Here is a 15,524-nt window from a genome sequence, read left to right as displayed (position 1 = left end):
TTAATAATTGTTTTTGTAAAACTCCAAATATTCGTTTATACGATTCCTATCTGATAGTTTTTCGAAATTTTCTTTACTGATAATGAAGCTTTTATATTTTGTTGCAGGCACTTTCATTATGTTTTTTAATTGGCCATTAATACTCGCTTCGTATATTTTTGCATCTTCTAAATCAACAAAACTCGTTACGTAGATTAGTTGATCATCATCTAACTCTACCAATTTATGAGCCAAATCGTTATCAGGGTAATTTCCGCGATTAAATTGTCCGATTCCAAATCTGGAAGAGCTCAAAGTTAAGGAAGCATCTGCAACATCTATCACGTAATAATAAGTATTTGATGTAGCTGCACTAAATATGCTTGCAGGTTTAACATTTTCTGTTTTTGTTTCCGTTGGTTTTTCTTCAACTTTAGCCACTTCTGCCTTTGGTAATTCAACAGCGGCTGCATTTATATTTTCAATTGGCTTGGGCTTAGCATCTACAGGTGCTGCCTGACTAACAAACCTTGGCTCATTGGCATCAAAATCTATCAAAGCGACTGGTCTTTGCTTAAACTCTTCGAGATTGGCATTGATGTATTTTAGATGGTCTTTAACCAATGGAACAACAATTAAATCATTCGGATAGAGTAGCGTAATCAAATTAAATTCCGTCAAAAGTGCATCAACTTTCGATGTTCGTCCAACTGCAATCGCTTTCAAATAAGCATATTGCGGCGCTAAGTCACTGTTTGGATAAGATTTAACGTTTTCATTAGATTGATTAATAACGCTTCGATAGTCTTTTTTCGCGTAAGCATCAAAAGTGCGGTTATAGTTCGCATTTATCAGGTTACTTAAATCATTTTGTCGGGTTGAATAGGATGGATCGAGGATGGTTTTAGCAAAATTGGATTCAGGAAATTTAGTTAAAACCAATTGGCGGTATTCGTTGGCTTTGCCTTCTTCGCTGCCTTTATAATTTAAATACAAACTATAATAAATCGCGGCAAGGTGATTGTTTTCCGGGAATCGCCTTAATAACTCTAGATAAACTTTAATTGCTTCATCTTTATCGTTTAATTCTTGCTGATAAAAACTTGCAATTTCAAAATAAGCTTCAATAATTTTTTGGTTTGATGATGCTAATAATGCAGGTGTTACGGGTAAAGAATCCAAATATTGTTTTTCAACAGAAGTTTGCCCTGCAGATGACTGTGAGCTTGGATCATTTACTGAAGAAATACCTGTTGCAACATTACCACCAGCTAAGATTTGGTTATTTTCTTGTGCCGAGGTTCGAACACTTTGTCTCCAGTTATCTTCTAATTGTCGGTTACCCCAACGCTTTTTGAAATCTGCATATCCATTGCTTATTGCCGCATTGTTGTTAAAATAAAATGTATTTCCATTTCCAGTTGATGGATTAGCATTTAAAGTTTGATTCGGAAAAGTTGGGTCGTTTAAAGAAAGATTACTTATACTAGAAACAGTTGCAACCTCAACTTTTGGTCTTAAATATTCTTTTATTTTAGCTTCGCGTTCACTTTCAGGTAGTTTGGCAAAAACCTGTAAGGTATCTTCCCTCGAAATTATCGTGTATCTATCTGATAAATATTGAAGATTGTTTGCTTTCTTAGCAATGTTATCATAATCAGGAAAAGTTTTTGGTAAAATCATTACCGTACTATCATAATATAATTTAGCCTTAATATAATTCTTAAACTCTTTAAAGTTTAAATCGGCAATTCTTAAATACGAAAGGGCTTTTTGAGTTTGATTTTTTGTGCTATTCAAAACAGACTTTTGATAATTATCTTCTGCTTTAACAAAATTGCCTTCTCTAGAAAAAAGCTCGCCAACCTGGTAGTAAATCTGGTCCGTATAATCAAAGTTTTTATCATCTTTCAGTAGGGCCAGTAGCGCTTTATCCTCATCCACTTTATATCCACTTATTAAAGCACGAACTTTTATTCGCTGCAAATTTGCGTGGAAATACATTTCGAAAGGAGCATTACTGTTTTCTACTTTGGTGTAATTAATGAATGCATTTTGCAAATCATTTTCCTTCTCCTGTAATTGGGCTAATATATATTGCCAGCGAATTCTCAATTGTTTTTCATCAGCAGTTCTGATTGCACTTTCTAGCAATAAAATTGCCTCTTTATTTCTTTTTTGATAAATACGCATTTGAGCCGTCGTGGCCAATGGCTCTGGTAAATCTTTTTTTAACTGATCTACAGCACGCAGCATGGTATCTAAAATTTTATCTGCGTACGCCATATTATTTAATTCCATCTGGCTTCGGGCTTTCCAGTTCATTGCCATGATGAATGTTTTTAAATTATTGCTATACGTTTTAGCGGTATAATCAAAATATTCTGATGCGATAAAATAGTTTCCCTTTAAATAATTGGCTTCGCCCAAAAGCATATAAGCATCATCAATGTAGTTGCTAAAACTTTTTTCGTTGATAATTGCCTGGCCTTTAAATATTACATCATCTAAAGGTTTGTTGGCTGCACTTGGTGTTAAAGTTAGGTTTATTTGAGGCTCTGGATCGAGATATACAGGCAAAATTTTCTCGTAATTATCCGGGTAAACTTGCAATTGTGCTTCATTATATTCAGTTAATAAAACATTTGAGTTATAGATATAGTTATACCTAGCCGTTAAGTTTTGCATCTTACGGTCAATGGCTGTATCTTTATTAGCCACGCAGCCATAAATAAAGAATAAGCTAAAAAAGAAGAGGAAGGGAGATAAGGTTTTGGTTATAAATTTTTTCAAGTATAATAAATCGCTTTTGGTGGATATATACAATTAACAAAATGTAAGCAAAATTATTTTATTCGGCAACAAGTTTATTATTCAAAGTTAACTTAATTATTGTATTTAATAATGGAAAAACCTAAAGATGAAATACCAACTAAAAAAGTGAACGCGGCTGCAAAATACTCTGCAATTGGTTTCCAAATGATTGCAACAATCGGCTTATTAACTTTTATTGGTTATAAAATTGATGAGCATAGAAATAGTAAAACAAATATTATAACAGCTTTATTTGCTTTAGTTGGCGTTGGAATAGCATTATATCTAGCCATTCGGCAGGCAACTAAGCCGTAAGTTTTCAGTTGGCAGTTTTCAGTGAATACACCTAACTAACCAACCTCACATTAATTCTATTCTACACTAATTACTTGATGCTAAAATCCTATCTTTGTAAAAGTTTTTATTCGTAAAGAAATTATCCATTGTCGCTAACCAAATTTACAAGTATCTATTTTATTTTCATCGGTGTTTTAATCGGATTGGTAGCTATTTTGCCTTCCATTTTTCCGGGTTCTGATTTATTCGTACCTAACTTCTGGTTAATGTTTGGTTTTCTGGCGGGCATTACTTTTATCGCTTATTTACTTGTAGACATTGGTGTAAAAAGAGATCCTGAAGTGGGTATAATGGCAATTATGGGATCGATTGCCGTGAAGATGATTTTTTGTATGGCTTTTGTATTGATTTACAGTATAAAAGGCAAGGGAATTGGGGTTCTATTTCTCCTAAATTTTTTTTCTTTATATTTATTGTTTTCAGTCTTTGAAATATACTGTCTGTTACGTAACTTGCGCCACCAAAATTTAAAGTAAAAATCTGCCAATAAATGGATTGTAACCAAGTTTTAGTATCTAAAGTTAAGAAGGTAATTGTTGTTTTTACGCTTTTAATCGCGTTTTTATCTATCAAGATTGATACTTTCGCTCAAGCTGATAGTGCTGTTGTTCCTGTTGATAGTGCTGTTGCTAAAACTGCTGAAGCTGTTTCTGGAGAACATGGTACGGTGGAGCACGGAGAAGAAAAATTCGAGCCTACTAAAGTTATTATGGAACACATTGCAGATTCGCACATGTGGCATTTGTGGGGTCATACGTCATTGCCTTTGCCAGTAATTTTATATACAAATGGTGGTTTAGAAGTTTTTTCTTCGGGTAACTTTCATCATGGAGAGCAAGATTACGTTGGTAAATACAATACTTATCGTTTAGAAGAAGACCATATTAAAGTTGTTGGTGCCGATGGTAAAATTGATGAAGAAGCATCTGTCTTAGATTTCTCCATTACTAAAAACGTAGCTGCGATGTTTGTTGCGATTGCGGTTATTTTAATCGTATTTATTTCAGTTGCTGGGGCTTACAAAAAACGTGTTGGTAAAGCACCAAAAGGATTACAATCTTTCATTGAACCGATTGTAATCTTCGTTAGAGATGATATTGCTAAACCAAACATCGGGCATAAATATGCGAAATTCATGCCTTATTTGTTAACTACGTTTTTCTTTATACTTTTTAATAACTTATTTGGTTTGATTCCTATTTTTCCTGGAGGAGCAAACGTTACAGGTAATATTGCTTTAACTTTTGTTATGGCTTTAGGTACTTTAATCATTGTTAATATCAATGGTAACAAATATTATTGGAAGCACATTTTTAAGCCTGATGTACCACTTTGGTTGTATCCAATTATGATTCCTGTGGAGTTAATTGGTATTATTTCAAAACCATTCGCTTTAATGGTTCGTTTGTTTGCGAACATTACAGCTGGTCACATTATCGTATTAAGTTTAATTTCCTTAATCTTTATTTTCGAAACATTGGCTATCGCTCCGGTTTCAGTCGCATTCGTATTGTTTATGGACGTATTGGAATTGTTAGTAGCATTTTTACAAGCCTTTATTTTTACATTACTTACTGCCTTGTTTATTGGTATGGCAGTAGAAGAACATCATTAACAGAAAACTATTTTTTACAATTAATATAAATTAAATTAGTTATGGTAGGTTCAATCGCGGCAATTGGTGCCGGTTTAGCAGTAATCGGTGCAGGTATCGGTATCGGTCAAGTAGGTGGTAAAGCAATGGAAGGTATTGCTCGTCAACCAGAGGCTGCATCAAAAATTCAGACTGCAATGATTATCGCTGCTGCCCTTATTGAGGGTGCTGCTTTATTCGGTGTAGTAGTTGCATTATTAGGCTTAAACGGTTAATAATCACTGAAGAAATTAGGTTGGGTATTTAACGATTGGTTATTTACCCGACCTTATTAAAAAGATTGTTTTTAAAAATTAGATAAAATGGAATTAGTAACCCCAAGCATAGGATTGGTTTTTTGGACATCATTAGCGTTTATCTGCTTATTGATTTTGCTTAGAAAGTTTGCATGGAAACCTATTTTAGGTGCTATTCACGAACGTGAGCAAAGCATTGATGAAGCATTAAACAAAGCTGAGTTGGCAAAACAAGAAATGGCTCGTTTAACTAGCCAAAATCAAGATTTGATGCAACAAGCACGTGCTGAACGCGATGAAATTTTAAAGGAAGCTAAAACCTTAAAAGATGGTATCTTAAACGAAGCTAAAAAACAAGCTCAGGTAGAAGGTGCTAAATTAATTGAGAAAGCTAAGATTGAAATTGAAAACCAAAAGAAAGCAGCTTTAGCAGAAGTTAAAGATCAGGTTTCTACTTTATCATTAGAAATTGCCGAACGTGTTTTACGTACTCAATTAGATGATAAAACCAAGCAAGAAGCTTTAGTAGCTAATTTGTTAAAAGACGTTGAATTAAATTAAGTTATAAGTATTACGTTTTAAGTTTTAAGTAGTGTGGTGCAGTTGAAAGATTTTTAATCGACAACTAAAACTTACAACTTATGACTTACAACTTACGACTCAAGATATATGTCAGAAATTAAAGTTGCAAGCAGATACGCCAAATCATTAATCGACTTAGCTGTTGAAAACAACGGTTTAGCCGAATCTTTTAATGATATGGTTTTGTTTGAGAAAGTGGTTGATGAAACCCCTGAACTGGAAGCAATATTAAAAAACCCAATTGTACCTTTAGATAAAAAGACTGGTATATTAAATGGAATTTTTGCTGATAAGGTTGGTAAGTTAACCATTGCCTTTTTCAAAATTGTGGTAAACAAAGGTCGCTCGGCAATTTTATTTGCTGTAGCAAAACAGTTTATACAACAATACAATCAAATAAAGGGAATTGTTACTGCCCATGTAACTTCAGCAACAGCGTTAAGCGCTGAAGCCAAAGAGCAGATTGTTGCAATTGTAAAAAGAGAATTAGGTGCTAATGAAGTTATTGTTAGAGAGAAAATTAACGAGAAACTAATTGGTGGCTTTATATTAAAAGTGGGCGATAAACAATTTGATGCAAGTATTGCAAGTGGTTTAAGTAAACTGAAAAAAGAATTTGCACTGTAGTATCGAGATTTGAGTATCAAGTATCAAGTATCAAGATTGAAATTGATAATTGTAATTTGAAATTTTTTGAAAATTGAGGGATACTGAAATAACCGAAGAACTACAGCACTAAAATATATAAACCCGATTGGCAGCGATAGGCTTTGAAGCTGAAAGCAAAAAGACTAAAGCAGAAAGCGGGACTGGAATAACAAAAGAATTACAAGATTTACATTTACAAAAGATATAAATTAAAATTATGGTAGAGGTAAGACCAGACGAAGTTTCGGCAATTATCAGACAGCAATTGGCGGGCTTTAAATCAGAAACCGAACTGGAAGAAGTTGGTACCGTGTTGCAAGTGGGCGACGGTATTGCCCGTGTTTACGGTTTAACTAAAGTTCAATCGGGTGAGTTGGTTGAATTTGCGAACGGCCTGCAAGGCATTGTATTAAACCTTGAAGAAGATAACGTTGGTGTGGTACTTTTAGGTGCATCTGACGAGATTAAAGAAGGTGATACAATTAAACGTACCAAAAAAATTGCCTCTATTAAAGTTGGTGAAGGTATGCTTGGCCGCGTGGTAAACACTTTAGGAGAGCCTTTAGATGGTAAAGGTCCGATTTTAGGTGAAACTTACGAAATGCCTTTAGAGCGTAAAGCACCAGGTGTAATTTATCGTCAGCCGGTAAATGAGCCTTTACAAACTGGTATTAAAGCAATCGACGCAATGATTCCAATCGGTCGTGGTCAACGTGAGTTGGTTATTGGCGACCGTCAGATTGGTAAAACTGCAGTTTGTATTGATACCATTATTAACCAAAAAGAATTTTATGAAGCAGGTCAGCCTGTGTTCTGTATTTATGTAGCTATCGGTCAGAAAAACTCTACCGTTGCAAACATTGTACGTACACTTGAAGAAAACGGTGCTTTACCATATACAGTTGTTGTTGCTGCTTCGGCTGCAGACCCTGCGCCAATGCAGTTCTATGCTCCATTTGCTGGTGCTGCAATTGGTGAATTTTTCCGTGATACTGGTAGACCAGCTTTAATCGTTTATGATGATTTATCTAAACAAGCTGTTGCTTACCGTGAGGTATCTTTATTACTTCGTCGTCCACCAGGTCGTGAGGCTTATCCAGGTGATGTTTTCTACTTACACAGTCGTTTGTTAGAAAGAGCTGCAAAAATTAACGCGAATGATGATATCGCTAAAGCGATGAATGATTTGCCTGAGTCGATTAAACATATCGTTAAAGGTGGTGGTTCATTAACTGCTTTGCCAATTATCGAAACTCAAGCGGGTGACGTTTCTGCATATATTCCAACTAACGTAATTTCGATTACTGATGGTCAGATTTTCTTAGAGTCGAACTTATTCAACTCGGGTATTCGTCCGGCTATTAACGTAGGTATTTCGGTATCACGTGTGGGTGGTAATGCTCAAATCAAATCGATGAAAAAAGTAGCAGGTACTTTAAAGTTAGATCAGGCTCAATACCGTGAATTAGAGGCATTCTCTAAATTCGGTTCTGATTTAGATGCTGCAACGAAATCGGTTTTAGATAAAGGTGCACGTAACGTACAAATGCTAAAACAAGCACAGTTTACACCATTTACGGTTGAGAAACAAGTTGCAATTGTTTATGCAGGTACTAAAAACTTAATGCGTAGCGTACCAGTTGATAAAGTAAAAGAATTCGAAACTGAATATTTAACTCAATTGGAAATGCGTCACCCAGAAACTTTAGCGGCATTAAAAGCTGGTAAATTTGATGATACCATTACTGGTGTTTTAGATACAGTAGCAAAAGAGATTTCAAGTAAATATTAATAAGATTTGAGACATGAGATTTGAGATTTGAGATTGGGCCGGAAACGTCTCACATCTTACATCTCACATCTCACATCTAAATAAAGAATGGCTAATTTAAAAGAAGTAAGAAACCGAATTGCGTCGGTACAATCAACCCAGCAGATTACCAAAGCTATGAAAATGGTTTCGGCGGCGAAGTTGAAACGTGCAACCAATGCAATTATCGCTTTACGTCCTTATGCAACTAAACTTAAAGAGATTTTAGCGAATCTATCAGCAAGTTTAGAGGGTTCTTCATCGCCTTTTATCCAAGAGCGTGAACCCAATAAGGTATTGATTGTAACGGTATCATCAAACCGTGGTTTGGCTGGTGCCTTTAACATGAACGTAATTAAAGCGGCCAACAATTTAATTGCTGAGAAATATAGCGAACAGTTGAAAAACGGTAACGTGAGCATTATTTCTATCGGTAAGAAAACGCAGGATTTTTACGAAAAACGTAACTACAACGTTATTGGTAACAACAATGAAGTTTACTCGGCTTTAACTTTCGAAAACGTAACCAAAATTACTGATTCGATTATGGCTGGTTTTATCAAAGGCGACTTTGATAAAGTAGAATTGGTTTACAATCGATTTAAAAATGCAGCTGTTCAAATTATTACTTCAGAGCAATTGTTGCCGTTACCAAAAGCAGAAGAGGCTAAAGTTGAAAATAAAACAACTAATGTTGATTATATTTTAGAACCATCACAAGAAGAAATTGTAGAACAATTAATTCCTAAATCGGTTAAAATTCAGTTGTACAAAGCAGTTTTAGATTCTCACGCATCAGAGCATGGCGCACGTATGACATCAATGGATAAGGCAACTGAAAATGCCGGTGAGTTATTAAAAGCACTGAAATTATCTTATAACCAAGCTAGACAAGCAGCAATTACAACTGAATTAACAGAGATTGTAAGTGGAGCAGCAGCGTTGAACGGATAGCCCCTAAATTCCCTAAAGGGGACTTGAAAATATAAACCCATTTCTTAATTGAAATGGGTTTTTTTATACCCCAAGTTTAAAGGGGGAGCATAAAAATCACAAAGAAAACTAAAGTTTGATTTTTACTTTGGTTCTAATAAAGTCCTCTGTTTCTTTTATGGTTAATTAATTAGGCATTTTTCCATATGATTTGAAGCAGCTTTATTTTCAGAATCCAAAATTATTAGGTTTATTTTGGAATGAAATCCAGAATGATTATGTTTTTATTGGATTTATAATTCAATTTTACCCAATAATATCAACTCATGAAGAAGTACATTTTTATTATTATCGCACTTGCCCCATTTCTAAGCTATGCCCAATCTCCTGCCAGAGATTACATCAATGCCGTGGTTTGGCAGCAAACCAGTGGCGAGTATAGAGCTTTATGTTTTCAGGCTTATAACTTTGCCCGGTTATCGTTAAAAGAGTCACTATGGGCAGATACAAGTCGAAAACCCAATTGTGTTATCGTTGATATAGATGAAACCGTTTTAGATAATTCGCCATTTCAGGGACATGAAATTAAGAAGGGTTTGAGTTATAATCCTACAGATTGGACGGCTTGGACAAATTTAGCTCTGGCAGATACCGTTCCTGGTGCTTTGGCTTTCTTAAAATTCGCAGCATCAAAAAATATAGAAACTTTTTACCTAAGCAATCGTGATGAAAAAGACTATTCGGCAACATTAAAGAATTTACAAAAGTTCGGATTTCCATACGCAGATGATGGGCATTTGTTGGTTTCTATAGGCACATCTAACAAAGAACAACGCAGACAGAAAATTTCAGAAACACACAATATCCTTTTGTTTTGCGGTGATAACTTAAGCGATTTTTCGAATGTGTTTTATCGTGAAAATAATAATACTGCTGCGCAGGTAAATTCAAATCAAACCTTATTTGGTACCAAATATATTGTGTTGCCAAACCCAATGTACGGCGATTGGGAAAAGCCCTTATATCAAGGAGAAAACCTTAGTGATAAAGATAAAGCTAAACAGCGTTTAGAACGATTAAAAAGTTACTAAGTATGTGTAAATATTCAGCAATAAGTATTACTTTTGCTGCATCATAAAAATAAACATTATGGAGAACAACGAATTAAAGCACAATACAGAAAGTATGAAAACGGCTAACCAGCCCGGAATATATAAATTAATGATTTTTGGCGTACTGGTTTGCATGGTAGGTACTTATGCTCGTTTCGCTTTCGATTCTTGGATGTTATCATTAGTATCATGGATAATTTTATTTATTGGTGCATTTATTTGCATTAAAGGAGTATTCAAAATTTTAGACGCATAAAGATTCTTTCTTTCTAAATATAAAAGCCAATTACGATTCTTAAGTAATTGGCTTTTTTGGTATAAAGGTTTTTTGAAAAAATATTTTCAACATTATATCATCCAATAGCGGTTCTACGCCTAGAATATATTAAAGCTTAGCTCTTGCCGAAAACAATTATGGGTTACCTAAAACACTTTTTTGTATAAAGGGAAAATAGGGCTGTAAATCTAATCGAAACGCCCAACTTCTAATGGCCATTTGAAGCAATATTTTAAAATGATTAATTTTTTAGAACCACAAAATCATGAAAAGGAATATAATTGCTATTGCCATAATTGTAACCATGTTTGGCTGCCAAAATGCCGAAAGAAAGGCTGAAAGCGCTGATGCGATGAGCATCGATGAATTAAACAAGGAAGGTATTGATACCGCTACATCAAAAATTATCAAAACTGCTGATATGCGTTTCAGGGTTAAAGATGTGCAGCATACCAAAGAACGGTTAAGCCAAACCATTAAAGCGCAAGGTGGAACGGTTGCAGAATTTTCTATTCAAAGTAACATCCAAGAAACCGATAAGATTAAACAATCTACCGATTCGTTAAAAGAAATTACTTCATACCGAACGGAAGGATATTTGGTAGCCAAAGTTCCCTCAGAGAAATTAGATGAATTTACCAACACCATTTCAAAAATGGCTGTTTTTGTAAATAGTTCCTCAATGAAGATGGATGATCAAAGCATTGCCTATTTAGCCAATAAAATGAAGGCACATAACAGGGTAGTAGCATCTAAACAAATTGGTGAAATTCCATCCAAAAAAGTAGAGAATGTTGAAACCTCAATAGCTTTGAACGACGATTATGTAGACAAAAAAATCGATAACATGAGCATCGATTCAAAAGTTAAGTTTAGCACTATTACGCTAAATTTTTATCAAGATAATACTGTTAAAACCATGATAGTTGCTAACGATAATTTGTACGATTATCGTCCGGCTTTTGCAAACAGACTTTGGCTTAGCATAACAAATGGCTGGACAATATTTAAAGAAATTATTCTTGCTTTAACTAACCTTTGGATGCTGTTTGTGCTAGGAATTGGGACGTTTTTTACAATAAGGTATTTTGTAAGAAAGAATAAATCTGCAATGGAGTTAGCGACTAAAAACCTGGTTAATCAACACCAATAGGCATCATAATTCATTAACGAAGTACGAATTAATTTATCCTTTAGATATTATTCGTACTTCGTAACATCAAATGTTATTTTTTAACCTTAACAGCCAAACCCTTAACTTTTGTTTTATTATCAGTAACAAAAGATTCCCAACCAGAATAGGTTTTAGCTTTACCGCCAGATGTTATTTTTTGAAATGAATGGCAAACTGCAACGGCCAAACCATCTGTAGCATCTAAAAATTGAGGTGTTTCTTTAAAATTTAATAAACGTTGCAACATCGCTGCAACTTGTTCTTTTGTGGCATTACCATTCCCAGTAATGGATTGCTTAATTTTCCTCGGCGAGTATTCGGTTACCGCAACATTTCTTGATAATGCTGCTGCAATTGCAATGCCTTGTGCTCTGCCCAATTTTAAAAGTACTTGAATGTTTTTTCCATAAAATGGAGCTTCAATGGCTAATACATCGGGTTTGTATTCGTCAATTAGCACTACAGTTTTTTCAAAAATTCGTTGAAGTTTTAAAAAAGGATCATCAAGATGAGTCATTTTTACTACCCCTAAACTTATTAATTCTGTTTTATTTCCCTTCTCTAAAATTACGCCATAACCCATCACCGCGGTGCCTGGGTCGATACCCATAATTACACGTTCCTTTTTTTCGTTCAACATTACAGCAATATTAAGCATATTTGCAAAAAGAAACAGATAATCTTGACAGCCAAAAACAAAAAAATATTCTCGATCGTAACTAAAGCTGTAATCGTAGTATTTGCTTTTTGGTTTATTTATCATAAAATAGTTGCGAATAAAAACCTTCAAAATTTCGAAGCACTTTTAAGCAATCTACCCCGGATAGAAATTATTTGCGTAATAGGCCTAGTCTTTTTGCTGATGTTTGTAAACTGGTTTTTGGAAGCAGCAAAGTGGAAAAGATTAATGAGCCGAATAGAGAGCATTAGCTTTTATCGAGCAATAGAATCGGTTTTTTGTGGGTTAACCTTAGCTATTTTTACGCCAAATCGCTTAGGCGAATATGGCGGTAGAGTTTTCTTTTTATCGCCAAAAAGAAGAGTTATTGGTGTAGTGGCTATGGCTGTTGGCAATATTGGTCAGTTGGTTTTAACCAATATTTTTGGGGCAATAGCCCTAAGTGCTTTCATTTATCGATTCATCGATTTAGATTATCGGCTATTTTTTGCTATCCAGATATTGGTAGTTGTTTTCTGTCTGTTCTTTGCTGTTTTTTATTTCAATATTCAATGGCTTAATGGCATCTTGTTATCTATAAAATTTACCAGAAAATATAAAAAGTTCTATAGTATTTTAGGTAGATATAGAAAAGCCGAACTTTTTAAAATATTACTTTTTTGTTTGGCTCGATATGCAGTTTTCAGTTCTCAATATTTCATCCTGTTTATCTGGTTAATACCAGGTTTGCACTATGCAGATATTGTAATGATGATAAGCATTTTATTTTTTGTTCAATCTACATTACCATCTTTAGATTTGTTTGATGTAGGCATTAGGAGTGTAACAGCATCGTATTTTTTTGGCTATATAACCAATCATGATGTAGCAGTTATTGCATGTACGGCAAGTATTTGGCTTATAAATATCATTATTCCTGCTATCTTAGGCACTTATTTCGTTTTTAAACTCAACTTTTTTGGCACACCTAAATCTAATTAGTCTATTATCTGCATCGTTAACCTTGGTTTATGGCATTTTAGTTTGCAGCTTTATTAGAGGATGGCATGAATTAATTTACTTTATTCCTCAACATTTTGAGCCAAAAACGAAAGTATCTATAATAGTTGCCGCTAGAGATGAGGAAGAGAATATTGGTAAAACCATTGATGATTTAATAGCGCAAAACTATCCTAAAAACCTTACAGAAATTATTATTATTGATGATCATTCGAGCGATAGAACCGCTGAGATTGTTTTAGCATATGCTGACAGAAACGTTAAACTGATAAAACTTAATGAGGATAGGGCTTTAAATTCTTACAAAAAAAAGGCAATTCAAACGGCTATTGGTACATGTTCCGGCGATTTAATTATCACCACAGATGCAGATTGCCGAATGGGCAAAGATTGGTTGACTACCATTGTAGAATTTTATGAAACAAAAGATTTGAAAATGATTTCATCTCCGGTGGCATATTTTCAAGAGAAAAATTTGTTCGAGAGATTACAATCTTTAGAGTTTTTATATCTGATAGGTTTAGGTGCATCAACCATTGGTAACAAAGCACCGTCAACTTGCAATGGCGCAAATTTAGCCTACGAAAAATCTACTTTCTACGAAGTTGGCGGCTTTCAGGGTATTGATGATTTGGCATCTGGTGATGATGAATTATTACTACACAAAATTGCGGCAAAATATCCAGAAAAAATTGGTTTCTTAAAAAACAGAGATGCTATTGTATATACGCATGCGAAGGAAAATTTAAGTTCATTTATTCAACAAAGAAAACGCTGGGCATCAAAAAGTACGCGTTATAAAAATAAAGCCATCATCGTTTTAGGTGTATTTGTTTGGGTTTTTAACATCAGTATTTTGGCTAATTTTATTGCAGGTTTATTTATGCCAGGTTTTATGGCCATTACCTTTTATCAATTGTTGGTTAAAATGTTTTTAGAAAGCTTATTTTTATGGAACGTAACGGGCTTCGCGAAAAGACGCAGCCTGATGATTTTAATCCCCGTTTTAAATGTATTGCACATACTTTACATTATATACATAGGCATTGCAGGCAACAGCGGTAAATACAATTGGAAAGGCAGAATGGTTAGGTAATGGATAATAGCCCATCGAAGAAAGTTTGGTTAAAATTTAAGCGTAATAAACTCGCTTTAAGTGGCTTAATTTTTATTTTGCTCTTGATGTTGATTGGCGTTTTGGGTTATTTAATCATGCCAGATAACTCTCCAAATGCCAACATAATGCATTTGCAACTTACTAACAAAAAACCTGGTCAAAGCTTTAAATTTTTAATTGTAAGCAGAAATGCGAAAGTTAAACAGGTTAATTTTTTCCATAGAATGCTTTACGGGCAAGAGCCTAATTTAAAAAGTATTCCGATTACATCATATCAAATTTTAAACAATACTATTTTGGTAAGAGAATATATTGGTGAGGATGAAAAGGCTGAAGAAACCAAATATGATTTGAAAGAACTTTGTCCAAGCTGCACGCCACTATCGAAACTTGGAACACCCGAAATGCTTTTCGCTAAAAAAAATATCTACACCAAAACATTTCTTTTAGGAACTGATATTTATGGTCGAGATTTATTGAGCCGCTTAATTTTAGGGATTAGGGTATCGTTGTCGGTAGGTTTAATGGCGGTATTAATTTCATTGATTATTGGGATAAGCTTAGGCGTAGTAGCAGGTTTTTTTGGCGGAAAGGTTGATGCGGCAATCAGTTGGTTTATGAATGTGGTTTGGTCTTTACCTTCTCTATTACTGGTTATCGCCATATCTTTTGCTCTGGGCAAGGGGTTTTGGCAAATTTTTATTGCTGTTGGTTTATCAACCTGGGTAGATGTAGCCAGACTGGTTCGGGGGCAGGTAATGGCATTAAAGGAAGTTGAATTTGTAGAAGCTGCCCGAGCTTTAGGATTTAGCACCACAAGAACAATTGTTAAACACATATTGCCAAATATAGCCGGACCGATTTTGGTTGTGGCATCGGCAAATTTTGCTTCTGCAATTTTATTAGAAACCGGACTTAGCTTTTTAGGTTTCGGTGCTCAACCACCAATGCCAAGTTGGGGCAGCATGATAAAAGAGCATTTTGGTTATATCATTATGGATGCTGCATATTTAGCCGTTTTACCTGGTTTAGCAATTATGCTAACAGTTTACGCTTTTAATGTTTTGGCAATAGGTTTACGCGATGCCTTTGATGTAAAAGGACAAAATGTAACGGTATAGATTCTGATATTTTTCTATGTTTTTTGTTTATG

Annotated in this window: 16 protein-coding genes; 14 read left to right on the top strand and 2 right to left on the bottom strand. The window is 34.6% G+C overall.

What is annotated here, in order from left to right; translation table 11 throughout:
- Window positions 1-2,772: a type IX secretion system periplasmic lipoprotein PorW/SprE gene (porW, locus tag D7004_RS18640; protein WP_123207448.1), complete on the bottom strand. Its 2,772-nt coding sequence runs from the start codon at window positions 2,770-2,772 to the stop codon at window positions 1-3.
- Between the two features lie 111 nt (window positions 2,773-2,883).
- Between porW and D7004_RS18635 the strand changes: the two genes are divergently transcribed.
- The 11 genes from D7004_RS18635 (at window position 2,884) to D7004_RS18585 (ending at window position 11,555) form a co-directional block, all read left to right on the top strand.
- Window positions 2,884-3,108 carry an AtpZ/AtpI family protein gene (locus D7004_RS18635; protein WP_123207335.1) on the top strand — a complete coding sequence of 75 codons (225 nt, stop codon included), beginning with the start codon at window positions 2,884-2,886 and terminating at the stop codon, window positions 3,106-3,108.
- 128 nt (window positions 3,109-3,236) lie between these two features.
- The gene (locus D7004_RS18630; RefSeq protein WP_244214376.1) at window positions 3,237-3,626 is read left to right on the top strand and encodes a hypothetical protein; all 390 of its coding nucleotides are present in this window, start codon (window positions 3,237-3,239) and stop codon (window positions 3,624-3,626) included.
- A 14-nt stretch (window positions 3,627-3,640) separates the two neighbouring features.
- Window positions 3,641-4,765: a F0F1 ATP synthase subunit A gene (atpB, locus tag D7004_RS18625; protein WP_123207334.1), complete on the top strand. Its 1,125-nt coding sequence runs from the start codon at window positions 3,641-3,643 to the stop codon at window positions 4,763-4,765.
- Between the two features lie 41 nt (window positions 4,766-4,806).
- Entirely contained in the window at window positions 4,807-5,019 is a 213-nt protein-coding gene (atpE, locus tag D7004_RS18620; RefSeq protein ID WP_025144011.1) for an ATP synthase F0 subunit C, read from the top strand.
- An 87-nt stretch (window positions 5,020-5,106) separates the two neighbouring features.
- Window positions 5,107-5,601, top strand: coding sequence for a F0F1 ATP synthase subunit B (locus D7004_RS18615; RefSeq protein WP_123207333.1), 495 nt, complete (start codon window positions 5,107-5,109; stop codon window positions 5,599-5,601).
- A 108-nt stretch (window positions 5,602-5,709) separates the two neighbouring features.
- A complete protein-coding gene (gene atpH, locus D7004_RS18610) occupies window positions 5,710-6,249 on the top strand; it encodes an ATP synthase F1 subunit delta (protein WP_123207332.1) in 540 nt (179 codons plus the stop codon).
- Window positions 6,250-6,487: 238 nt separating this feature from the next.
- Window positions 6,488-8,062 carry a F0F1 ATP synthase subunit alpha gene (gene atpA / locus D7004_RS18605; RefSeq protein ID WP_121284031.1) on the top strand — a complete coding sequence of 525 codons (1,575 nt, stop codon included), beginning with the start codon at window positions 6,488-6,490 and terminating at the stop codon, window positions 8,060-8,062.
- A gap of 87 nt (window positions 8,063-8,149) precedes the next feature.
- Entirely contained in the window at window positions 8,150-9,034 is an 885-nt protein-coding gene (gene atpG / locus D7004_RS18600) for an ATP synthase F1 subunit gamma (RefSeq protein WP_123207331.1), read from the top strand.
- Between the two features lie 305 nt (window positions 9,035-9,339).
- Window positions 9,340-10,104, top strand: a complete 765-nt coding sequence (locus tag D7004_RS18595; RefSeq protein ID WP_123207330.1) for a 5'-nucleotidase, lipoprotein e(P4) family — start codon at window positions 9,340-9,342, stop codon at window positions 10,102-10,104.
- 58 nt (window positions 10,105-10,162) lie between these two features.
- On the top strand, window positions 10,163-10,381 hold the full coding sequence (locus tag D7004_RS18590; RefSeq protein ID WP_123207329.1) for a hypothetical protein: 219 nt from the start codon (window positions 10,163-10,165) through the stop codon (window positions 10,379-10,381).
- 286 nt (window positions 10,382-10,667) lie between these two features.
- Window positions 10,668-11,555: a DUF4349 domain-containing protein gene (locus D7004_RS18585; RefSeq protein WP_244214375.1), complete on the top strand. Its 888-nt coding sequence runs from the start codon at window positions 10,668-10,670 to the stop codon at window positions 11,553-11,555.
- A 73-nt stretch (window positions 11,556-11,628) separates the two neighbouring features.
- Here D7004_RS18585 and ruvC read toward each other — a convergent pair whose 3' ends face one another.
- Window positions 11,629-12,216, bottom strand: a complete 588-nt coding sequence (ruvC, locus tag D7004_RS18580) for a crossover junction endodeoxyribonuclease RuvC (protein WP_123207445.1) — start codon at window positions 12,214-12,216, stop codon at window positions 11,629-11,631.
- Window positions 12,217-12,258: 42 nt separating this feature from the next.
- Between ruvC and D7004_RS18575 the strand changes: the two genes are divergently transcribed.
- From D7004_RS18575 to D7004_RS18565, 3 genes are read left to right on the top strand one after another with little or no spacing between them, the layout of a single operon-like run.
- On the top strand, window positions 12,259-13,236 hold the full coding sequence (locus D7004_RS18575) for a lysylphosphatidylglycerol synthase domain-containing protein (protein WP_123207328.1): 978 nt from the start codon (window positions 12,259-12,261) through the stop codon (window positions 13,234-13,236).
- On the top strand, window positions 13,214-14,350 hold the full coding sequence (locus tag D7004_RS18570) for a glycosyltransferase family 2 protein (RefSeq protein WP_123207327.1): 1,137 nt from the start codon (window positions 13,214-13,216) through the stop codon (window positions 14,348-14,350). Before D7004_RS18575 ends, D7004_RS18570 begins: the two co-directional genes overlap by 23 nt.
- Window positions 14,350-15,492: an ABC transporter permease gene (locus D7004_RS18565; RefSeq protein ID WP_123207326.1), complete on the top strand. Its 1,143-nt coding sequence runs from the start codon at window positions 14,350-14,352 to the stop codon at window positions 15,490-15,492. The genes D7004_RS18570 and D7004_RS18565 overlap by 1 nt, the downstream gene beginning before the upstream one ends.
- Window positions 15,493-15,524 lie beyond the last annotated feature (32 nt).

The sequence above is a fragment of the Pedobacter jejuensis genome (assembly GCF_003725795.1).
GTDB classification, from domain to species: Bacteria; Bacteroidota; Bacteroidia; order Sphingobacteriales; family Sphingobacteriaceae; genus Pedobacter; species Pedobacter jejuensis.
The sequence above is the reverse complement of the archived record's forward strand: the minus strand, read 5'-3'. Positions and strand labels throughout refer to the sequence as shown.